This is a genomic window from Phocaeicola sartorii JCM 17136 = DSM 21941 (assembly GCF_054653615.1).
The window spans coordinates 2815690-2837894 of the sequence record NZ_BAAIFW010000005.1 but is presented as its reverse complement, the minus strand read 5'-3'; the positions used below and the strand labels follow the sequence as shown (position 1 = coordinate 2837894).

The window sequence follows — 22205 nt, the reverse complement described above, 5'->3', positions numbered from 1 at the left end:
CAGTTATAAGTTCTTTTTTCAAAGGTAGGGATGTTTCATGACATGGCAAAGTGAATCTTCATCTTTATGTGGATTTTATCCAAAATGCTTTTTAAATCAAATAAATTTCAATAAAAAGATGTGGTTATGTTTATTTTTGCTTATGTTTGTCAATAAACTATGAAGGAGGGATACGATGAAGAACATACATTTGATGTTTAAATTTTTATGGTATAGTGTGTTGGTTTGTATATGGGGAGTATCTTGCACAAGTTCTGGTACTTATAAAAAGACTCAGATGGACATTTATATGCAGTATTATGACTTTATCATTGATTCACTGTCCGAAAACCCTAGTTATGTATGTGCCCGTACTGCCAGGCAAATGGCGGTTACCACAGATAGTGTGGCGTATTACCATTATCTTGTTCTTCTGGCAAAGGCATATATGTTTAAGTCTGAAATGGATTCGGCTAGACTTAGTATGAATAGAGCGGAAGTATTTTGTGACGGAGCTGTTCCGTCTTCATTGATTAATGACTTGTATGCCGATATTTATAATATGCGGGGGAATGTATGTGCCCGTCAAGGATTGGCCGACTCTTCTGTGATCTGTTTTCAAAAAGCATTCGATTATCGTTTGCAGGGCAGCAACAGAGATGTGCTTCCGGATATTTCCATCAATTTGGCTGATGCTTTTGTCCGTACCGGTCATTATGATAAAGGTGCTATGTGGTATCGTAAATCTTTGTCTTACAGTGATTCGTTGAAGATTCCTGAAGAAAAGCGCTTCCCTGCTTATTATGGATTGGCACAAGTCTATATGGAACTTCGCGATTTTACCTCCTGTGATTATTACTATGAACTGGCTGCCCGGCACTATGATAAGATGCTTCCATTTGAGAAACATATCTATTTGAATAATCGCGGTAATTCTTATTATTTTCGTGCCGATTATCCCAAAGCTTTGGAAATTTTCAGAAGGTCATTGGTATTGGCCCGTTCTTATCCCGATATGATTTTTGAGGAGCATCTGACTGAAATGAATTTGGGAGAAACTTTTCTTCTGATGAATCAGGTTGATTCTGCAGCATACTATTTAAACCTTTGCGGTGATTTTTTCCGTTCTATTGAAAATCAGACAGCTCTTTATTATTTGGATACCCAATTGATAGAGCTTGCCTTGAAGCAGAATGATTTGCCTCTAGCGCGCAAACGTATGTCTGAGGCTGTCCAACCTGATTATGTGGAACCGAACATGCAGCATATCCGTAACCGTTATCTGCAACATTATTTTGAAGAGGCGGGAGATTTCAGACAAGCCTATTACTACCAAATGGAAAATCAGCGTATTGATGATTCCACACGTAATGAGCGTATTAAAATGCGTACAGCCGAAATAGATCTGAAATACAGTCAGGACACCACATTGATGAAACAGAAAATTTTCATCCAACAAAAAGAGAATGAAGTATTGGCTTTGAACCAGACGCTTTATATATGGATATCTGTTTGTATATGCGTCCTTTTTCTTGTTGTCTTTATTATTGTATATAACAAAAAACGGCATTATTTGTTACAAATGAGAACCCGGACCATGATTACGGCTTTGCGCATGGAGAACATTCGTAACCGGATTTCTCCGCATTTTATTTTTAATATATTGAATCGTGAAATGGGGAGTTATACCGACGAGCAGGCAGAAAATATGCGTGGGTTGGTAAAGTTAATGAGGAGGAATCTGGAGCTGACGGGACAATTCTGCGTAACTATAGCTGAGGAACTGGACTTCGTCAATACATTTATAAATTTGGAGCGTAAAGCATTGGGAGATAATTTTATATTATCCATATTTATAGATGAAGCCATAAATCCTGACCAGGAAATCCTTCCATCTATGATGATACAGATTCCGGTGGAAAATGCTTTGAAGCATGCTTTAAAGGATAAAGAAGGAATGAAAAGGTTATGGATTGATATAAGGAGAATTGAAATTGGAATTTGCATTAAAATCAGAGATAATGGGGGAGGGTATAAGGTGAACAGTGTCAATCATGGTACGGGTACGGGGATGAAAGTTATTTTTCAAACGGTACAATTACTAAATGCTAATAATAAGAAGCATCTCGACATTTCTATAGCTAATGTACAATTAGATGAAGGAGAGATAGGTTGTGAGTTTACTGTCATCTTGCCTCAAGGTTATGATTATAATCTGAAAAAGATGGTTTAGTTGTTGTTTTTTATATAATAGTGCCTAAAACAGTCGTTATGATCCCATAATCGAAGTATTGGATTTGTACATTGAAAAATGTTTAAATACTTTTGTCTTATTAATAATTAAAGATAGATTGTTTACAATGGATAAGTTATATAGGGTCATAATAATTGATGATGATGAATTTTCTGCTGATAATCTTTGCCTGGAATTGAAGAAGTATAATCGGTTGCTCATAGAGGGGATAGCGCGTAATGGGCTGAACGGTAAGAAACTATTGGAAAAAGTACATCCCGATTTATTGTTTTTGGATGTGGAGCTGCCGGATATGAAAGGGATGGAACTATTAGAGCAGTTAAAAGAAAACATAACTTGGAATATGCAGATTGTGTTCTATACAGCTTATGATAGATACATGATTGATGCTATTCGTGGGGCTGCTTTCGATTATTTGTTAAAACCCATTGACGGAAAAGAATTGGAAGGGATCATCGAGCGCTTTACGAGAAAAGCAGAAGAGGTATCTGCTTCTTTTGTGATTCCTCCACGTGTATATGCTACCGGTGAGCATACTTTTATGATATCTACGCCTACTAATGATTTGCGTATTTTACGCTCTATTGATATTGGCTTCTTTCGTTATAATTCTGATCGGAAATTGTGGGAGGTGTCACTCAACAATCAGGCACCCTTGTTGTTGAAGAAGAATACAACGGCAGATAATATAAAAGCGTATGATTCGTGTTTTGTCCAGATTCATCAGTCGTATATCATTAATGTCAATTATTTGATGATGATTAAGGAGAACCGTTGTGTCATGTTCCCTCCATTCGAGAATGTTACTGAGTTGCAGGTTTCCAAGAAGTATAAAAAAGAGTTACAGGAACGTTTCTATTTGCTGTAGAATTTTAGAATATAAGTTTATAAGAAGTGATTCAATTCAAGTCGCTTGAAGCGGAGTGGTAGTCGTGAGACTGCCACTCCGTCTTTGTATGCAGCCAGCTGCAACAGTCAGCGCAGCCGTCTGTGACGGCCGATGAAACCTCTTGCGATGACCGACGCAGCTGCATGCCTTTTTTACATGAGTCTAAGCGGATGATACCTGAACATCATTTTCCATGGCTGCCGCTCTATTGTTTCTCCGGATAATTAGGTCCATACAGCATCGTCTTCTCCCTTACTACCAATTGTTCGTCTTTTACAAACTCCTCACCGCGTTCGCTTAAATGACGGATCATTTCATTACGCATTTCCTCCAATTGCTTTTTATACTTTTTATCATTGACGGCGTTATGCAATTCCTGGGGATCCTTGGTCAAATCAAATAACTCTTCAGTACCGGTGTGGATACGCCATACGTATTTTATTTTTCCATCGGTCAATGCACACCAATAATTATCATCACTATAGCAGGTGGCATGTTCCAGATCCAAATATTTGCGCCAGTTTGTTTCCGTACCTTTGGCCAGTGGTAACAAAGAACGTCCGTCCATATCAGCAGGGATGGTTACATCGGCCACATCAAGGAAAGTAGGAAGAATATCGCGCAATTCTACGGGGGCGTCTATTTTTCCCGGTGCTATATGGTCGGCTGCAGGCCATTTCACGATGTATGGCACATGAGTGGAACCTTCGTATGGATAGGTCTTTCTCCAATGGTAATGATCGCCCATCATGTCACCATGGTCGGAAACGAAAATAATCAGTGTGTCATCATACATGCCCTTTTCTTTCAGGGTCTGGATGATTCTGCCTATCTGTTCGTCAATGAAAGTGATGTTGGCATAATAATGCCGTTTGGAGTTACGTGCGTATTCATTGCCGAAATTACCGTATGGCGCGTCTTTTGCCGCTTTTTCAGGATCTAGTTTCTTGGCGTATTTGCCACACCATTCACCCATGGCAGGATCGGGCACGGGGGCATTTTTATATAGATCCAGATATCTTTGTGGCGGATCATACGGACTGTGCGGGCGGGCGAATGAAACTTTCAAGAACAAGGGCTTGCCGTCCGGATCGTAGTTACTAATAAGTTCACAGGCCATTTCGCCTGTCCAATAGGTAGGATGGAGGTTTTCGGGCAATTTATAGATGCTTGCCGTGTGGTCGTTCCAGCCTATGCCGGTAGCGTCAGGATTCTTACCAGGAGCTTTTGTTTGGAACCATTGGCGGTAATCACTGGTAAAGTTCTTGTCCTCCACGCGTCCGCTCTCATCCAGCAAAGTGCCTTCGAAGCCATGCTTTACCCGTTGGGGATGCCAGTGCATTTTCCCGATTCCGAAAGTATAATATCCGGCGTCTTTCAGCATCTGCGGCATCTCATAGTTATATTCGGGAGATACTTTTCCATATCCCAACAAGCCATGATGCCAAGGAGAAAGTCCGGTCAGCAGACCTGCACGTGCCGGAGTGCTGCTTGGGCAGGAAGAATAACCATTCATAAATAATGTTCCCTCGGCAGCCAGTGCGTCCAGGCTAGGGGAGATGACCGCTTCGTTTCCCATACAGCCCATGGCATCGGCCCGTTGTTGGTCGGTCATTATCAGTATAATGTGAGGATGTTTTTGTGCGTATGCAAAAGATGAGCACAATCCGGCTGTGACAGCCAGTGTACATTTCAGGTTGGTTGGAATATTCATGTTTATAGGTTTTTCATAATGTTATGTGGCAAAGATAGGAAATTTTTGGTAACCTTGAGCTATGAATGGTGATGGTTAGAGCGGAGATACATTACATTGAGGCCTTGTTTTGTGCATACGGCAGCATAGGCTTACACGTTAGTATGTATGAAGCTACACGTTAGTATGTGTAGGCTTATACATACTAACGTATAAGCCCGCACATACTAACGTGTGGAAAAGGTCATAAAAAAGGCTTGTCCAGCAATGAACAAGCCTTTTTTATATACATGTATCAGAGATTATTCACCCCAATTCATAGCTTCCATACGCTTGTAAGAAGCGTAACGTTTCTTAGCCATCTCTTCGCAAGCAGCGAACAGGTCAGCAGCTTCAGCAGGATACTGCTTCATTACAGAAGCAAAACGAACTTCGTTCTTCAAGAAATCCTGGAAACCTTCCCATTTCGGTTCTTTAGAATCAAGCATGAACGGATTCTTGCCTTCTTCTTCCAAAGCCGGGTTGAAACGCCACAAGTGCCAGTAACCGCATTCTACAGCCTTAGCCTCTTCAGCCTGGCTCTTACCCATACCGGCTTTCAAACCGTGGTTGATACACGGAGCGTAAGCGATAACCAATGACGGTCCTGGATAAGCTTCTGCCTCACGGAGTGCTTTCAATGTCTGAGCTTGGTCAGCACCCATAGCGATCTGAGCTACATATACGTAACCGTAAGTAGTAGCGATCATACCAAGGTCTTTCTTGCGTACACGCTTACCTGAAGCAGCGAACTTGGCGATAGCACCCAGCGGAGTAGCCTTGGATGACTGACCACCGGTGTTAGAATAAACTTCAGTATCCAATACCAGGATGTTTACATCTTCCCCGGAAGCAATCACGTGGTCCAGACCACCGTAACCGATATCGTATGAAGCACCGTCACCACCGATAATCCATTGGCTCTTCTTGATCAAGTAGTTCTTGAATTCAGCGATTGTAGCGCAGTTTGCACATTTATCTTTAGCAGCTTCTACCATCGGGATAATCTTTTCGGCAGCAGCTTTGCTCTTTTCTGCATCGTCTTTACCGTCAATCCATTCCTGGAATGCTTCTTTGTATTCAGCAGGACAAGTATCACCGGCGATAGCATCCTTCATGGCAGCTTCGATGCGTGCACGAAGTTTCTTGTCAGCCAAAGTCATACCTAGACCGAACTCGCAGAAGTCTTCGAACAAAGAGTTAGCCCAAGCAGGACCTTGACCCTTTTCGTTCTTAGTATAAGGAGTGGAAGGAACAGAACCAGAGTAGATGGAAGAACATCCGGTAGCATTAGCAACCATTTCACGGTCACCGAACAACTGAGAAATCAGTTTTACATACGGAGTTTCACCACAACCAGAGCAAGCTCCTGAGAACTCGAACAACGGAGTAGCGAACTGAGAGTTCTTCACGTTGGCTTTGATATCTACCAGGTGTTGTTTGCTCTTCACGTTCTTAGTGCAGTATTCCCAGTTGGCAGCCTGAGGCAACTGACCTTCCAGATGCTTCATTGTAAGAGCTTTGCCACCCTTCTTCGGGTTACCCGGACACACATCGGCACAGTTACCGCAACCCAGACAGTCGAGTACGTCAACCTGGATACGGAATGTCATGCCGTCGAACTGCTTGCCTACAGCCTTCAGTGTCTCGAAGTTTGCACCCTTCTGTTCTTCGGCGTCAAGTACGAACGGACGGATAGCAGCGTGAGGACAAACGTATGCACACTTGTTACACTGGATACAGTTTTCTGCGTTCCATTCTGGTACGAATGCAGCCACACCACGTTTTTCGTATTGAGCAGTACCTTGTTCCCAAGTACCGTCTTCGATACCCTTGAATGCAGATACCGGCAGCAAGTCACCGTCCTGAGCATTGATAGGACGAACTACTTCGTTGATGAAAGCAGGATCGTTGTTAGCTGCAGCAGCTTCCACTTCCAGATCAGCCCAAGCCGGATCAACAGCCAGTTGTTTGTATTCACCGCCACGGTCTACGGCAGCATAGTTCTTGTTTACTACGTCTTCACCCTTCTTGCCGTATGACTTAACGATGAATTTCTTCATCTGTTCTACTGCCAGATCAACAGGGATAACGCCTGTGATACGGAAGAATGCTGATTGCAGGATGGTGTTGGTACGGTTGCCCAAACCGATTTCCTGTGCAATCTGAGTTGCGTTGATATAGTAAACAGTGATATTGTTCTGAGCAAAGTATTTCTTTACCTTGTTAGGCAGGTTCTTGGCCAGTTCTTCACCTTCCCAGATAGTGTTCAGCAAGAAAGAACCGTTCTTACGCAAACCGCGGGTTACATCGTACATGTGCAGGTAAGCCTGTACGTGGCAAGCCACAAAGTTCGGAGTGTTTACCAAGTATGTGGAACGGATAGGAGTGTCACCGAAACGGAGGTGAGAACAAGTGAAACCACCTGACTTCTTAGAGTCGTATGAGAAGTAAGCCTGGCAATGTTTGTCTGTGTTGTCACCGATAATCTTCACTGAGTTCTTGTTGGCACCTACAGTACCGTCAGCACCCAAACCGAAGAATTTAGCTTCGAACATACCTTCACCGCCCAATGCAATTTCTTCTTCCTGAGGAAGAGAAGTGAAAGTAACATCGTCCACGATACCTACTGTGAAGTGGTTCTTAGGCATTGGCAGAGCCAAGTTCTTGAATACAGCGAGGATCTGAGCCGGAGTTGTGTCCTTAGAACCCAAACCGTAACGGCCGCCTACGATAACCGGAGCGTTTTCTATGCCATAGAAGCAGTCTTTAACATCCAGATACAAAGGTTCGCCGTTTGCTCCCGGTTCCTTCGTACGGTCAAGAACTGCAATACTCTTGGCTGTCTTAGGTACAGCGGCCAGGAAGTGTTTGGCAGAGAACGGACGGTACAAGTGTACAGATACCAAACCTACTTTTTCACCGTTAGCAATCAAGTAGTCGATAGCTTCGCGGGCAGCTTCTGTTACAGAACCCATAGCGATGATTACGCGTTCAGCGTCTTCTGCACCATAGTAATCGAACAAACCGTGAGGACGACCTGTGATTTTACCGATTTCGTTCATATATTCTTCTACGATAGCCGGAACTGCTTCATAGAAGTTGTTGCAAGATTCTCTGTGCTGGAAGAAGTGATCAGGGTTTTCGGCCATACCGCGTGCAACAGGGTTGTTAGGATTCAACGCACGTTGACGGAATTCAGCCAAAGCCTGCTGGTCAATCAGACCTGCCAGATCTTCGTTCTCCAACATTTCAATCTTTTGGATCTCGTGAGAGGTACGGAAACCGTCGAAGAAGTTGACGAATGGCACGCGGGATTTGATGGTAGCCAGATGAGCTACAGCAGCCATATCCATAACTTCTTGTACAGAACCTTCGCACAGCATGGCGAAACCTGTCTGGCGGCAAGACATGACGTCCTGATGGTCACCGAAGATACACAATGCGTGAGAAGCCAATGTACGAGCCGATACGTGGAATACGCAAGGCAGGAATTCACCGGCAATTTTGTACATGTTAGGGATCATCAGCAACAGACCCTGAGATGCAGTGTAAGTGGTAGTCAACGCACCTGCCTGAAGAGAACCGTGAACAGCACCTGCTGCACCGCCTTCTGACTGCATTTCTTGTACCAAAACTGTTTCACCGAAGATGTTTTTACGACCTGCGGCAGCCCATTCGTCCACGTATTCAGCCATAGTGGACGACGGAGTGATGGGATAGATAGCAGCTACTTCAGAGAACATATACGAGATATGTGCTGCTGCTTGGTTACCATCACAAGTGATGAATTTTTTTTGTTTAGTCATACAATTACTAATTATTAGGTAATAAAATCTATTCTCTATCTTTTAATATAAAAAGCCGAAAAGCCACAATGGGATCATATTCCCATGCCCTAACTCCAATTTGTGTGGGGCATAATACACGTTCGGGTTATTCTTGAACTTGCATCCTTCCGCGCAAATACGGAAATGCAGCCCGTTGTCTACCATAAACGAAGTGCCTTTATCGCCTTTATATAGTTTGTGGTCTTTGTATAGGGTATTCATGAAGAATGTATCCAGAACATCCTGTTCTTCGACCTTTACCGGATAAATGGAATACATCAGATTGGTGTTGTGCATCATCAGTTTGGATGGTTTCTTGGGAAATTCCTCCCCCTTGGGGTAAACCATATTGATAAGACGCGCATCTGCCAGATACTTAATGTAATTCATCACCGTGGCACGTGAGGTTTGAATCTCCGTGGCCAGCTGGCTGACGTTCGGGGCAACGGGCCCGTCCACAGCTAGCAAATATAGTAATTTTTTTATCTTCGAGAGATATTTTAGTTCAATTTGTTTGATAAGAAGTATGTCTACTTCTATCATCATATTCATGGTTTTCAGCAGATTCTCCGAAAAGTTACGTTTCTCCAGGAAGAATGGGTAGAAGCCATGGTGCAGATAGTCTTGAAAATAATCCAGCGGCTTCACATTGCGCAGGATGGTCTTCGCTATCTGTTCGTGATTCTCCAGAATCTCTTGTAAGGTATAGGCGCGGAAACTATTACCGCTTTGCAGGTTCAGATATTCACGGAATGAGAAACCTCTCAGGTAATATACCTTGACGATGCCGCTCAGTTCAGGATTCTCTTCTTTCAGCCGCATTACGGATGATCCGGTGAATACGATTTTCAGAGTCGGAAACATTTCGTAGCAGGCACGCAGGTCGTGACTCCATTCGGGATACTTGAACACCTGGTCTATCAGCAAAACTTTCCCTCCGCGTTTTACGAACTCTGTGGCAAATTCCACTAACGTGTATTTGGAGAAGTAAAAGTTATTCATGTTGATGAACAGGCATGAGTGATCCGTTCCGAACTTTTCTTTTGCATATTGCAGGAGGAAAGTCGTTTTTCCTACGCCACGAGTACCCTTGATACCGATCAGCCTGTCGTTCCAGTCTATTTCGTCCATCAGGTCTCGGCGGACAGGAGCATTTGTATGTTCCACCAGATAACTGTGTGTTCTGTAAAAGGTTTCCATGGTTGCTTTTTTATCGGCTGCAAATATAGCAATACTAATTCAAATTGCAAACTGGAGATAGCAAAATATTATTTATTTTTCTTTTAAAGGACGGACCGGAGGAATGTTTTGTACTCTAAAACATTTATCTTTGTGCCTGGAAATGGAAGCGTTTTATTTATTTAATCCGGAAAATGATATGGCATTGGCTTGTGGTGATCCTTATTATATGGCGCCTGCCAATGCACGGCGGATGGCAGCCGAGCTGTCCGTGTTGCCTGCATGGTATGCAGAACAGGGAGGTACTGTGTGGCTGGATTCGCCTCAGCGTGTGGAGGCTATGGAAAGACAATCCTTTTTGCCGCTTGCGGTCAATTGGGTCTCAGAATTCGCTCCTGTTTGTGACAAGGTGGTACCTTGGGGATGGAATCCGTCTTTGGTGCGTCGTTTGCAGGAGGCTGGATTTCCTGTTACGGCATATCCGTCAGCAGAGCGTATGAAGCGTATCCGTCAATTATCCGGACGTCAGACGGCTGTAAGGGTGTTACGTAACCTTTATGGGCAAATAGGCGGGGACATTCCTGCATTGGGGGAAGCCTTTGTGTTATCTTCGATAGAGGAGGTGGAGCTTTTTGTATTGTCCCACTCTCGTGCTTTGTTAAAGGCGCCATGGTCTGGTAGCGGGAGGGGGATACAGTATACTTCTGGTAGTTTTCCCATTCCGCTGAAAGGGTGGACTCAGCATATACTCACCACTCAGCATGAGGTGATAGGAGAGCCTTTTTATGATAAATTTCTGGACTTTGCCATGGAGTTTCTTGCGGATGAGGGTGGACAGGTGCGTTTTATAGGGTATTCCTTATTCGAAACGGACAAGAGGGGTGTTTATAAAGAAAACTTGTTGGCTACGGATGAAGCTATTGAAGCAAGGATATCCGCCTATATTCCAGCGGAAACCTTGCGGCAGGTCGGGCGGGTGTTGCAGGTGGAGCTGGCGGAAGTGATAGGAGGAAGTTATCAAGGTTATCTGGGGGTGGATATGATGATATGCCGTACCAAGGATGGCGGGTATGCCATTCATCCGTGTGTGGAAATAAATCTTCGCATGAATATGGGAGTGGTAGCACGCTTGGTATATGATAACTATGTGTGTCGTGGCGTGCAGGGGCGGTATGTCATAGAATATTACGCAAAGCCCGGTGAGGCATGGCATTCTCATCTTGCGTTTCAGGAAAAATATCCTTTGTGCCTGGAGAATGGAAAGGTAAAATCGGGCTACTTGTCACTTACACCGGTAGAGGGCAGTACGGCCTATCAGGCATATATCCTAATTTGATTTTCCGGATAAAGAAAAATACGGAAAAGGGAGTGGTTACCATCCACCCCCTAATGCTTTATACAATTTTACCAATGTGATCTGCTTGTCTCTGACTGCATTGCTCAATCCTATTTGGGCATCGAAATAGCTACGTTGTGCGTCCAATACATCCAGATAACCTATTACTCCATTGATGTATTGCAGTTGGGCCAGTTCCATTGTCGCTTTAGAGGAACGTTCCAGTTGCAGACGTGATTCATAGATCTCTTTTATCTTATTGAAATCCACAATGGCATTACGGGCTTCTTTGAATGCAGTGAGTACTGATTTTTCATAACTGTGGCACTCCTGTTCGTAAACGGCTTTCTTGGCTTTCAAGGTTGCTTTGTATTTTCCCATGGCGAAGAGGGGGGCAAGCAGATTGCCGCTGATATAATGAATGGGTGATTTGAAGAAATCAGAGAGCTCTTCACTTTCTACGCCATATTGTGCTGTGAGGCTGAGCCGCGGGAACATATTGGTATAGGCAACTCCTACGCCGGCATTGGCTGCTATCAGTTTCTGCTCTGCTTCGCGTACATCGGGGCGGCGCTCCAACAGCGTGGAGGGCAGGCCTATCGGCAATGTTTCAGGCAGTTTCACTTCTTCGGGCAAAATGGAACGCTGAATGCGGTGCGGGTATTCGCCTGCCAGGAATGCGATATCATTTTCTTTCAATGAGATTTTTCTTTCCAGTTCAGGAACCAAGGTGGCGGTGCGTGCATATTCCACTTGTGCCTGTTGGTAAGAGGTTTCTGAAGTCAACCCTCCTTCAAAACGAAGTTTTGCCAGGCGTACACCTTCCTTACGGGCATAGAGTGTCTGACGGACGATGTTCAGTTCGTTGTCTAATGCAACCAATTCAAAATAGGCTTGAGCCACTTCGGACACAATACTCATCTTCAAGGCACGTTGTGCCTCGATACTTCCTAAGAATTGTGCCATGCTTTTGTCTTTTGCCCAACGCAGGTTGCCCCATAGATCTAATTCCCAGGTTGTTGTGAGTTTGGCACCCAGTTCGGGGTCATTCTTATAGTTATCACCGCCATAATTGCTTCCTTCTTTTTGAGCATAAGCGCTTCCGTTCAGTTGGGGGAAAAGGTTGGCAAAGTCTATGCGCTTCATGGCTGCCAGTTCTTTGACACGTGCTGCGGCTATTTTCATGTCTTTATTGTTGTCCAATGTTTTTTCTATCAGGCTTTGCAGGGTGGTGTCCGTATAGATTTCCCACCACTGCATATCCGCAATGGATAATGTGTCCTGCTGCCGCAGCGTGTCCAATTGTTGGGGCAGGTGCAAGTCGGGACGTGTATAGTGTTTGCCCAACTGGCAGGAGGTCAGCAAAGTCATTCCCGATAGGGCTATATATAATAATGTATGTTTCATCATTTCTTTCATCTTTTTATATCCTTATTTTTGTTTCATTTTCGCTTTCATCTTATATATTAGTACAAAGAAGAAAGGTACCAATAAAATTCCCGCTGTTACAGCAAAGATCATTCCGAAGAATACACCTGTACCGATAGCCTGCCGGCTGGCAGAACCCGGTCCGCTGGCGATGACCATAGGCAGCATGCCCAGGATGAATGCCAATGAAGTCATCAGGATGGGGCGGAAGCGGAGTTGCGAGGCATGAAGGGCGGCTTGTACTACCTCTACTCCTCTGTCCACTTGTTCCTTGGCAAATTCCACAATCAGAATCGCATTCTTGGCAGCCAGCCCCACCAGCATCACCAGTCCGATCTGGAAATAAACGTCATTCTCCAGTCCGCAGCCCCATACACCCAGATAGGCACCTAGTGCAGCTACTGGTAAAGAGAGCAATACGGCAACCGGCACCATCCAGCTTTCGTATAGGGCGGCAAGGAACAGGAATACGAACATGAACACCAATGCCAGTACCATACCGGTCTGTCCGCCCGCCTGTTTCTCCTGGAAGGAGAGTCCGCTCCATTCCACACCGATATTCTCCGGGAGGTGCTCGCGGGTTATCTGTTCGATAATCTCCATAGCCTGTCCCGAGCTGTAGCCGTCTGCAGCTTCACCGCGGATCACGGAACTGTTGAACATATTGAAGCGCTTGATGCTGCCCGGACCGGTGGTGTACGAAGTGGTGCCCAGCGAGGTGAGCGGTATCATGGCATTGTCCGTGCCCCGCACAAAGAACAGGTTGATATTTTCCTTATGTTCCCGGTAGGGCGCTTCTGCTTGAATATACACACGGTAGATGCGGTTGAACATATTGAAGTCGTTTACATAGACCGAACCTGTGTAAGCTTTCATGGTCGAGAAGACATCGGCCAGAGGTACTCCTGCGAATTTTACTTTGTCACGATCCACATCGAAATAAAGCTGGGGGATGTCCGCCTGCAAAGCCGAGGACAAACCAGATAATTCCTTACGTCTTGATGCATAATACATCAAGGTGTCCGTAGCTTGTACCAAATTCTCGAAGGTAGCATCTCCACGTGCTTCCAGTTGCATCTCGAAACCTCCCGAACTACCCAATCCCGGAATAACGGGAGGGGTGGAAAGATATACCTTGCATTCGGGGTATTGGGACATGTCTTTTTTCACCTGTGACATAATATCGTCAATGGTCTGCGAGTCACGTTCTTCCCAAGACTTCAGGATAACGGTCAGTTCACTTCGCGCTTGGCTGGTTCCGACACGCGGGCTGCTTCCTGCCACGCTTTGTACATACTCCACTGCCGGATTCTCCATCAGATATTCTACCGCGCGTTCCGTCACGATGCGTGTACGTTCCAGTGTCGCTCCTTCGGGTAGCTCCAGCTCTATTTTGAAATAACCTTGATCCTCGATGGGGAGGAAGCTGGTGGGTATGATGCGATGGATCAGCAGGATGGCGATCAATACCATGCCGAATGTGCTCAGTACACGGCGTGGGTGTTTCACAATATGCTTGATGAGGCCCACATATTTATGATTGCCGATAGCCAGCCACTCATTGATGCGGCGGAATACGATATTCTTTTTCTTGCTCGGATCTTCCGGCTTCAGAATGAGCGAGCACATGACGGGGCTCAGTGTCAAAGCTACTACCGTAGACAGTAATACGGATACTACGATGGTGACTGTAAACTGGCGGTAAAGTTGTCCGGTAATTCCACCTAGGAAACTTACGGGAACAAATACTGCTGCCAGTACTAAAGATGTGGCGATAATGGCTCCTGTAAGTCCTTCCATAGCCTTCTTGGTAGCTTGATAGGGGGATAGTTTCTCCTCTTCCATGATACGTTCCACATTCTCTACCACCACAATGGCGTCATCCACCACAATGCCGATGGCAAGTACCAATCCCAACAGGGTCAGGATATTAAGCGAGAATCCGAAAATCAGCATGAATCCGAAAGTACCGATCAGTGAGATAGGTACGGCAACAAGCGGGATAACTGTTGCGCGCCAGCTTTGGAGTGAAAGGTACACTACGATGATGACCAGTATCAAGGCTTCAAACAGTGTTTTGTATACTTCATGAATAGATTCCGAAATATACGTAGTCATATCGAAAGGTATCTCGTAACTCATTCCTTCGGGGAAGTTCCTGCTGATTTCCTCCATGGCTTCTTTCACGCTTTTTGCTACTTCCATAGCGTTGGCTCCCGGCAACATATAGATGGCCAATACCGCCGCATTCTCTTTGTTGATGGCACTCTCGGTGTTATACGATTGTGCTTCGAGCGAGATGCGGGCCACATCACGCAGACGGATGATGGAACCGTCGGCATTGGCACGGACTACGATTTCCTCAAACTGGCTTACGGTAGACAGACGTCCCTGGGTAGTGATGGGAATGGTCACGTCCAATCCCTGTACCGGTTGTTGTCCCAGTACACCGGCTGCCGATTCGCGGTTCTGGTCTTTCAGTGCGTTCTGCAAGTCGGCCACGGTCAGGCCGAAATTGGCCAGTTTGTCGGGCTGTACCCATATCTGCATGGCGTAATAGCGGCTTCCGATGTTTGATACACGTCCTACCCCAGGGATACGGCGGATCAGGTCCAGTACGTTCAGAGTGGCAAAGTTGCTAAGGTATATTTCATCAAACTTCGGGTCGGTGGAGGTAAGGCATAAGGTCAGCAACTGACTGGCTGCCTGTTTTTCTACCGAGATCCCATTTTGTATGACCTCTGCCGGAAGACGTGATTCTGCCAACTTGATACGGTTCTGTATTTCCACTGCCGCCAGGTCGGGATCTGCCGAGATGTCGAAAGTGACGGTGGCTGAGAAACCTCCCGAATTGGAACTGTTTGATTCCATGTAGAGCATACCCGGTGTACCGTTCAACTCCTGCTCTATAGGAGTGGCTACAGCCTGTGATACAGTCAGGGCACTGGCACCCGGATAGGATGCGCTGATTTTCACTACCGGCGGAGTGATTTGCGGATATTGGTCAATGGGCAGCATCGTGAGACCGATGATACCGACAATGACTATTAATATGGAGATGACAGCAGAAAATACCGGTCTGTCTATAAAGAAACTAACTTTCATAATGCCTGTTGTTTTTTAAATGCGTAAACTTTCCCTCTGTAGGGATGGACTGCTTCGTATTCGGGAGTGAGAAACTATCTGATCGTATCTTCTTCCTCCGTTTTTTTGTTCTCTACGGCAGGACTTACTTTCACTTTCATGCCAGGGTTTAGCTTGTGGTATCCTTCTATGACAATGTCTTCTCCGGGGGCCAGGCCTCTTTCCACCACTACTTGATTCTGGAATTCAGGTCCTAATTCAATGAAACGTCTCTCGGCGGTAGAATCTTTGCGCATTACATAAATATAGGCACCGCCTTTTTCTATGATAACGGACTTTAGCGGGACTACCGTAGCTTTCTCTCTGACATCCAATAATAGTTTTACTTTAGTGAACTGTCCCGGAAGCAATATCCGTTCCGGATTCGGCATTTCGGCACGTACGGAGAATGTACCTGTGCGTGGGTCAACTTGCGGTTCGGCAAAGTCTACCAGACCTTTGTATGGATAAATGGTATTATCAGCCAAAGTAATGGAAACATTGGGTTGCCAGGAGCGGGTAGAGTCTTTCTGACCCAGGTTTACATTACGTTCTTTGCTTTTCAGATAATCCAGAGCTGTCATACTGAAATCCACTAATACGGTGTCACTTTTCACGACGGTGGCAAGCAATGATTTGCCACCCGGACCTACTAATGTTCCCAAATCCACGTGACGTTCACTGATGTGTCCTGCCAATGGGGAACGAACGATCGTGTAACCTAGTTCCAGTTCTGCCTGATCAAGGTCGGCGCTGCTCATAGCTACCGAGGCTTCTGCCGTTTCGTATGCGGCAGTAGCATTGTCCAAGTCCAACTGGCTGGCAGCGTTTTGCTCATATAGCGGACGGATACGTTCTAAGTCGCGTTTCGCTTTTTGTGCTTGTGCCTCATCTTTTTTCAATTGGGCGCGCGCTTTGTCGGCTTTAGCCCGGTATTGGTCTTGATTGATGACAAACAGTACTTGATTTTTAGTGACGTATGTACCTTCAGCGAAAAGCATTTGTTCCAGATATCCCTCTACCCGGGCACGTACCTCTACGAATTGCTGTGCACGGACGCGTCCTACATATTCACCATATATTTCCACATCGTCTTGTGTGGCGGGTGCTATGGCAACTACCGGAAGTTCCGGTACTTTTGCCGGTCGATGGGAAACAATCAGGTAAATCCCGATAATTAGTCCGATACCTATTACTGCAAGCGCTGTCCTTTTCCTCTTCAGCGCAATCTCTCTGTGTGTAAAAAATAGCTTCATACCTTCGTTTTGTTAATGTTTAAGATGCCATCAGCAGAAATACAAGTAGTGTGCCAAACGCGCCTGAATAGCCTTTCTTGCTTATAGTCAGTGCTTTATTCTTGTGTCTTGTGGGTAAGAAAAGTGTGGAAAAGGAACGCCTGCTGTAGAAAAATTCCACAGTAGGCGTAATTAAGTTTAGTAGAGGGCTGGTCAGAAGTTGCTTTTCTTTTCTACGAAAATTAGTTCTTGGGTTATAGGATGGACAAACTCCAGACTTTCGGCATGTAAATAAAGCCTGTCTGCTTTTTGTCCGTAAAGTTCATCTCCTCGTATAGGACAATGTAATCCATCCGGATGGGCAGCATGTACTCTTAATTGGTGTGTTCTTCCTGTCAATGGATAAAAAGCGACAAGTGTCCGTTCGTTTTGTTCATTTAGAACTTGGTATTGTGTGATGGCGGTTTTTCCATGTTCATAGTCTGCCACTTGCCTGGGCCTGTCAAGAGGATCCATACGGAGAGGGAGTTTTATGATTCCTTCTTTAAATGGAATTTTGCCATCCAATAAGGCAATATATCGTTTTTTTATCGTCCTGTTTTTGAATTGTGCTTGCAGACGCTGGTGTACTTCTTTGTTTTTGGCTATCAATAATAAACCGGAAGTTGCCATGTCCAGGCGATGGACTATCAGAGGGCCTGTAGCATTCGGATAAAGTGTTTTTATATGTTGATAGACTGAGTCGGTTTCTCCTTTTCCGGGCACCGAGAGCATTCCTGTCGGTTTGTTGACTACGACTAGATAATCATCCTCATATACGATCTCCAAAGGCGTTTCGTGAGAATGGTTTTTCAACAAGGGATTTTCTTCCACCTCCAGCCCCTGTAGCATGTGTCCCAAAATGGGACCGCATTTTCCTTTGCATGCTGGATAGTAGTATCCATGATGTCTTATTTCTGCCTTTGGGGAATCTCCCCACCAGAATTCTGCCATAGCAATGGGTTTTAATTGGTGCTGATAGGCATATTGAAGTAATTTGGGAGCCGCACATTCACCGGCTCCGGCAGGGGGGAACTTTTGTGTAGTTTGTTCAAAAATACAACATAAATCTTTTGTCTCTCCACGGGCGTTCAGTATATGAAATTGTTCAAATAGCTTTTGTTGCAAAGTGGCAGAACGTTTTTTCCTTTCCACTTTCATCGCTTCTATCTTTGTGGTGAAAGCATCAGCCTCCGCTTGCAGTGAAGTGATTTTTTCTTTCCACATTCTTTCCATGCGTTTTAATTCCGCTTTCTGAAACTGGCTCTCGCGTATCATTGCGGCTAGTTCCTCTGCATCGGGAGTTCCTGTCCTGCGCCGGGTTTCTCTGGCTTCTTTAGCGGCTTTGAATAATTCTTTAGTTTTTGTCAATTCTTGCCGGGATTGTGCTGTCTCTGTTTCTATTTGCCGGAGCAAGTTCAGGTAACGGGGATCGTTCTGTGTGCGTGTAATATGTGCATTGATGGCAGATATATGTTCTTCCTCAATTTTGAAAAATCCTTGAGGTTGTAACAAATCATAAATTGGTGGAACGAAGAAAGGATGCAGATTTTTACCGGCCAATATTCCTGAGAATGCGGCTAAATAGCCTGTTCTGTTTTCCGGAGTTTGTACAATCAGGACACCGAACATTTTTCCTTTTTGCAATTCTTCCTGCCATTGGAATTGGGTTGTAAGATAGGCCTGTACTTCTTCGGCCGCTATTATACAAAGCGGATGAGGGGTATAGTGAAAAGGATAAGTGAACTTATCGGGTAACTTTATAGCGGCTATGGAATTCTTAAAAAAATGTAGCATATTTCGTTTTAATATAGTTGACAATGATTCGTTCTCCTTTTGAGGCTCTTATACGGGCAAGTCGGAATGGATGATAAAGTTTTTGTTTAATTCCTGTAACACTTCAGTTAACTGTTCCTCAGCTTGTAACGGGAAGACAGACACGCGGTTTAAGCTTAGGATGGTGTCACGTTGGAAATTGCAGAACTCTATTATTTTTATAAGCGTCTCTGTCTCTCTTTTTATCATATAGTTTCCTTCTATTTTGTCCGTGTCTATATTGCTTTTTACTTTAAAACCGTTGCTTGTTTTTGTGACGGTTATTTGTGGTTCTTCTTTTCGGATTGTAATTTGTCTTTCGGGTTTTTCGGCCGAGAACACCAAAGGATATCCTGCCAGTTGCATGATGGATTTGGGGCTATGAAAGCGCATACGGCTTTTTTCTTCCCAGTCGCTGGAAAGGGTTTTGATGCATAGGGTCAATGCATGATCTGTTTCATTCATTTCGGACATACCTTGCTGAAAGGTGGTAAGTGAAATGATGCGGCCTTTGCTCCAAATAATGCCGTCCTTTGATTTTTGCAGGTATGGATTAATGTTGTTGCGTTGGTCTATACGGTAGATAATCCGGCTTTGTGAGTCGGCTTTTCCTTTTTTATCATTATTTTTGGATGGAAGCTCTTTGGATTTATCCAAGAGCAATGCAAGAACCCTTTCCCACTCGTCTGTTTTTTGATAAGGAGGGAGTAGAGGGGAAAAACCTGTTTCTTGAATCAGCTCGTTTGCTTTTTCAATGTAGGGAGCGAAATCTTGAGAACATTCCAGTTGTAATAATTTGAGATGGTTTGCATCAATGAACTGTTGTATCTTATCATCACTGATATTCAGCTTTATTCTTTTTTGAAGCCGATAATGGCGTGTTATGAGCATGATCAGAACTTTGATTAACGGTGGATAATTGTCGTAACTATAGAGAATATGTTTTATGACCGGTTCTATATTTTCATTTAAAGCATAGAGGGCAAGCAGTTGGGCGGGTATCATTTCTGATGGAAGATAACCTTTTATAAATAGCATTCGTAATGTTCTTTTTGACTCGATGGTGGAGTCGTTTAGCAAGGCGATGATATAGAAGAGATTGATCAACGCGTTGTCAAAGCTTTTTGCATTCATTCCTTTCAACGATTGAGAATAGAGATCAAGGGCTTCGCTGAAATCACCTCTATATTGATGGTAAATGGCATGGTGACACATGCCTTCGGGTATATCAGCGGCAATCTTATGAGGAATTTCGTTGATGCGTCCGGGTAGGATATATTGGTAAAAAGCGAACTCCAATTTATATTTTTCCCGGATTGTTGGTGCTATTTCCTTATTTTCAAAGTATCCGTTTGTCAGACAGGTGATGTCAGGTTTAAGCAGTCCTGATGTCCATACATATTTGTATTCATGGAAAAGAGTATCGATGATATGTATGGGGATATTTTGAAAAAAAGGCATCCATTCGGGAAAGGACGGCATAGACATTAATATGTAGCGTATCGGTCCGGATTCAGCATAAGCAGGGATTTGATCTTTCATTCTTTTCCCTAGTACAAAGTTTTGAATGGCGGTGATCCACTCTTCTTTTCTCCAATTGTTTGGAGAAGAATAGCTGGGAGAAGTGATGAAAGCCGGTTTCTGAGGACTTTTCTTTATATCCATGAGAAGTTGTAGCTGGATGTCGGCTTTCAATATATAGTGTCTGTCTCGTGAACTTTCTGCTGGTAATGGGAATATTTTGTTTTCCTCTTCCAGTTCTTTTAAAATGGTTTCCACCTCTTTCGGAGGAAAACTAAGTACTCGGCTTGTTTCAAAGCTTTCATGGTAGAGAACAAAAGGTTTGACTTTCCATGATAGGTATTTCATTATTTGTTCCTTGTGATCAGATCTTGTAATATAATCTTTTTTTCTATCGGATTTTATTTCCATAGCTACTCTTTTATTTTGCGGTTTTATATTCTCGGACAAAGATAGGCATTTTCTTTTCAAAAATCTTTTTATGTGGTGCAAATTGATGACAGATGCTATGTATCTGATTTTTTTTCCTACTTTTGTTGATGAGTTATAAGCAATATTGGATGTTTATTTGTTGTTTTGGATAAAAAGGAATACAGATATGGGAAAATTGTTGTGTCCGCAATGTAAAATTGCAGGATTATACGTTAAAAACGGGAGGGAAGAGAGACTGTTGGTTTATGTATCGGATGAGGGGAGAGTGATACCGAGGAATCCGGAGGAGGATATGGAGGGGTTTGATTTAACTATAGTCTATTGTTTGGGGTGCTCATGGAGCGGTTCTCCTAAAAGACTGGTGAGGAGGTAGGTATGGAAGGAAAAACTAAATTTGCATTTATAGGAAATAGCCACATTGCTTATTGGCCGCTTGAGTCTTATTTCCCCCAATGGGAATGTCGCAATTATGGTGTTCCGGGGGAAGGGCTGGATTATGTGGAGAGGTTTCATGAAGATGTTTCGGATAGTTATGTGGTTATTCAGTTTGGAACCAATGATATCTATCATCTGAATACAGAAAACATGGATGTTTATGTGGAAAGGTATGTGAAGGCGGTTAGTGCCATTCTTTCTCGTGGTACTTATTTGTTTTGTATTTTCCCACGTAATGATTTTATGGATAGCACAGCTGTGAACCGTTTTATAGCTTTACTGAATGAGAAGATCAGAAAGAAGATAGAAGAGGAAACCAATGTTGTATATTTGGATGTGTTCGACAAATTTTTATTGAATGATAGATTGAATCCAGATTTGACTATTGATGATTTGCACCTGAATGGGGCTGGCTATCGGATATTGGTTCATACTTTGAGAGAACTTTTCTGTAAATACAAAAATAGATAGTGATGAATATTTTGTTAGTGAGCGATTATTACCACGTTGCACTTGTGGGGCTGATATCTATTTCTCCGTAAGTAGAAACGTTATCGTAAGGAATTGCTTTTATAATGCTATATGCTTCCTCGTAAAATTGTGCTCAGTCCATCCTGGTTATTTATGCATGAAATGTCTGATAGCTGCTAGGGGATGAAAAAAGATCATTCGTGGACCGGCGTACCGCATTACTGCTCGCATTCGTTTCTTCATTTCTGGTTTATAACAATGTATGGGACAGTTGCGGCAGGTCTTTTTTTGTTCACCGAATGTACAGTGCTCTAATCTGTTATGTGCGTATTGCAATAACTCCTGGCAGGCTGGGCAAAGCTCTTTATTGCCTTCCTTGTACCGACAATAAATTCGGATCATTTGTTCTGCGGTACGTTGTTCTCTTTCAATAATTCTCATCTGTAATGAAGCTTTTGTGCGAATAGGGTACAAATATAGGACTATTTTTTCTTATTTTTGTATCCA

The 22205-nt window shown here is 43.9% G+C and carries 14 protein-coding genes; 5 read left to right on the top strand and 9 right to left on the bottom strand.

Going from position 1 to position 22205, the window contains the following annotated elements; genetic code table 11:
* Window positions 1-175: 175 nt before the first annotated feature.
* Both ACYQ0C_RS12040 and ACYQ0C_RS12035 read left to right on the top strand, forming a co-directional pair.
* The gene (locus tag ACYQ0C_RS12040) at window positions 176-2212 is read left to right on the top strand and encodes a tetratricopeptide repeat-containing sensor histidine kinase (protein ID WP_032942103.1); all 2037 of its coding nucleotides are present in this window, start codon (window positions 176-178) and stop codon (window positions 2210-2212) included.
* Window positions 2213-2339: 127 nt separating this feature from the next.
* On the top strand, window positions 2340-3101 hold the full coding sequence (locus ACYQ0C_RS12035) for a LytR/AlgR family response regulator transcription factor (RefSeq protein ID WP_016277898.1): 762 nt from the start codon (window positions 2340-2342) through the stop codon (window positions 3099-3101).
* A 226-nt stretch (window positions 3102-3327) separates the two neighbouring features.
* Here the strand turns inward: ACYQ0C_RS12035 and ACYQ0C_RS12030 are convergent, their stop codons facing one another.
* The 3 genes from ACYQ0C_RS12030 to ACYQ0C_RS12020 all read right to left on the bottom strand — a co-directional run bounded on the left by ACYQ0C_RS12030 (window position 3328) and on the right by ACYQ0C_RS12020 (window position 9884).
* A complete protein-coding gene (locus ACYQ0C_RS12030) occupies window positions 3328-4836 on the bottom strand; it encodes an arylsulfatase (RefSeq protein WP_016277897.1) in 1509 nt (502 codons plus the stop codon).
* Window positions 4837-5117: 281 nt separating this feature from the next.
* On the bottom strand, window positions 5118-8663 hold the full coding sequence (gene nifJ, locus ACYQ0C_RS12025; RefSeq protein ID WP_016277896.1) for a pyruvate:ferredoxin (flavodoxin) oxidoreductase: 3546 nt from the start codon (window positions 8661-8663) through the stop codon (window positions 5118-5120).
* A gap of 42 nt (window positions 8664-8705) precedes the next feature.
* Window positions 8706-9884, bottom strand: a complete 1179-nt coding sequence (locus ACYQ0C_RS12020; RefSeq protein WP_016277895.1) for an ATP-binding protein — start codon at window positions 9882-9884, stop codon at window positions 8706-8708.
* Window positions 9885-9987: 103 nt separating this feature from the next.
* Between ACYQ0C_RS12020 and ACYQ0C_RS12015 the strand changes: the two genes are divergently transcribed.
* Window positions 9988-11199 (top strand): hypothetical protein, encoded by a 1212-nt coding sequence (locus tag ACYQ0C_RS12015; protein WP_016277894.1) that lies wholly within the window; start codon window positions 9988-9990, stop codon window positions 11197-11199.
* Window positions 11200-11235: 36 nt separating this feature from the next.
* Here ACYQ0C_RS12015 and ACYQ0C_RS12010 read toward each other — a convergent pair whose 3' ends face one another.
* From ACYQ0C_RS12010 to ACYQ0C_RS11990, 5 genes are all read right to left on the bottom strand, one after another.
* A complete protein-coding gene (locus ACYQ0C_RS12010; protein WP_016277893.1) occupies window positions 11236-12609 on the bottom strand; it encodes an efflux transporter outer membrane subunit in 1374 nt (457 codons plus the stop codon).
* Between the two features lie 21 nt (window positions 12610-12630).
* Window positions 12631-15732, bottom strand: coding sequence for an efflux RND transporter permease subunit (locus ACYQ0C_RS12005; RefSeq protein WP_016277892.1), 3102 nt, complete (start codon window positions 15730-15732; stop codon window positions 12631-12633).
* A 74-nt stretch (window positions 15733-15806) separates the two neighbouring features.
* A complete protein-coding gene (locus ACYQ0C_RS12000; protein ID WP_016277891.1) occupies window positions 15807-17006 on the bottom strand; it encodes an efflux RND transporter periplasmic adaptor subunit in 1200 nt (399 codons plus the stop codon).
* A 192-nt stretch (window positions 17007-17198) separates the two neighbouring features.
* The gene (locus tag ACYQ0C_RS11995) at window positions 17199-18821 is read right to left on the bottom strand and encodes an RluA family pseudouridine synthase (RefSeq protein WP_016277890.1); all 1623 of its coding nucleotides are present in this window, start codon (window positions 18819-18821) and stop codon (window positions 17199-17201) included.
* Between the two features lie 48 nt (window positions 18822-18869).
* The gene (locus tag ACYQ0C_RS11990) at window positions 18870-20708 is read right to left on the bottom strand and encodes a hypothetical protein (RefSeq protein ID WP_235783159.1); all 1839 of its coding nucleotides are present in this window, start codon (window positions 20706-20708) and stop codon (window positions 18870-18872) included.
* A gap of 250 nt (window positions 20709-20958) precedes the next feature.
* Here ACYQ0C_RS11990 and ACYQ0C_RS11985 point away from each other — a divergent pair, with 250 nt between their 5' ends.
* Window positions 20959-21165: a hypothetical protein gene (locus ACYQ0C_RS11985; RefSeq protein ID WP_016277888.1), complete on the top strand. Its 207-nt coding sequence runs from the start codon at window positions 20959-20961 to the stop codon at window positions 21163-21165.
* Between the two features lie 2 nt (window positions 21166-21167).
* On the top strand, window positions 21168-21698 hold the full coding sequence (locus ACYQ0C_RS11980) for an SGNH/GDSL hydrolase family protein (RefSeq protein ID WP_016277887.1): 531 nt from the start codon (window positions 21168-21170) through the stop codon (window positions 21696-21698).
* 147 nt (window positions 21699-21845) lie between these two features.
* On the opposite strand, the gene ACYQ0C_RS11975 is transcribed toward ACYQ0C_RS11980, so the two are convergent.
* Window positions 21846-22139, bottom strand: coding sequence for a nitrous oxide-stimulated promoter family protein (locus ACYQ0C_RS11975; RefSeq protein WP_081642429.1), 294 nt, complete (start codon window positions 22137-22139; stop codon window positions 21846-21848).
* Between the last annotated feature and the right edge of the window lie 66 nt (window positions 22140-22205).

Coding starts and splice junctions, on each gene's coding strand:
- ACYQ0C_RS12015 (WP_016277894.1), top strand. CDS start 9,988: ATGTTTTGTACTCTAAAACATTTATCTTTGTGCCTGGAAATGGAAGCG.
- ACYQ0C_RS12000 (WP_016277891.1), bottom strand. CDS start 17,006: ATGAAGCTATTTTTTACACACAGAGAGATTGCGCTGAAGAGGAAAAGG.
- ACYQ0C_RS11975 (WP_081642429.1), bottom strand. CDS start 22,139: ATGAGAATTATTGAAAGAGAACAACGTACCGCAGAACAAATGATCCGA.
- ACYQ0C_RS11990 (WP_235783159.1), bottom strand. CDS start 20,708: ATGAAATACCTATCATGGAAAGTCAAACCTTTTGTTCTCTACCATGAA.
- ACYQ0C_RS12035 (WP_016277898.1), top strand. CDS start 2,340: ATGGATAAGTTATATAGGGTCATAATAATTGATGATGATGAATTTTCT.
- ACYQ0C_RS11995 (WP_016277890.1), bottom strand. CDS start 18,821: ATGCTACATTTTTTTAAGAATTCCATAGCCGCTATAAAGTTACCCGAT.
- ACYQ0C_RS12010 (WP_016277893.1), bottom strand. CDS start 12,609: ATGATGAAACATACATTATTATATATAGCCCTATCGGGAATGACTTTG.
- ACYQ0C_RS12030 (WP_016277897.1), bottom strand. CDS start 4,836: ATGAATATTCCAACCAACCTGAAATGTACACTGGCTGTCACAGCCGGA.
- ACYQ0C_RS11985 (WP_016277888.1), top strand. CDS start 20,959: ATGGGAAAATTGTTGTGTCCGCAATGTAAAATTGCAGGATTATACGTT.
- nifJ (WP_016277896.1), bottom strand. CDS start 8,663: ATGACTAAACAAAAAAAATTCATCACTTGTGATGGTAACCAAGCAGCA.
- ACYQ0C_RS12005 (WP_016277892.1), bottom strand. CDS start 15,732: ATGAAAGTTAGTTTCTTTATAGACAGACCGGTATTTTCTGCTGTCATC.
- ACYQ0C_RS12040 (WP_032942103.1), top strand. CDS start 176: ATGAAGAACATACATTTGATGTTTAAATTTTTATGGTATAGTGTGTTG.
- ACYQ0C_RS12020 (WP_016277895.1), bottom strand. CDS start 9,884: ATGGAAACCTTTTACAGAACACACAGTTATCTGGTGGAACATACAAAT.
- ACYQ0C_RS11980 (WP_016277887.1), top strand. CDS start 21,168: ATGGAAGGAAAAACTAAATTTGCATTTATAGGAAATAGCCACATTGCT.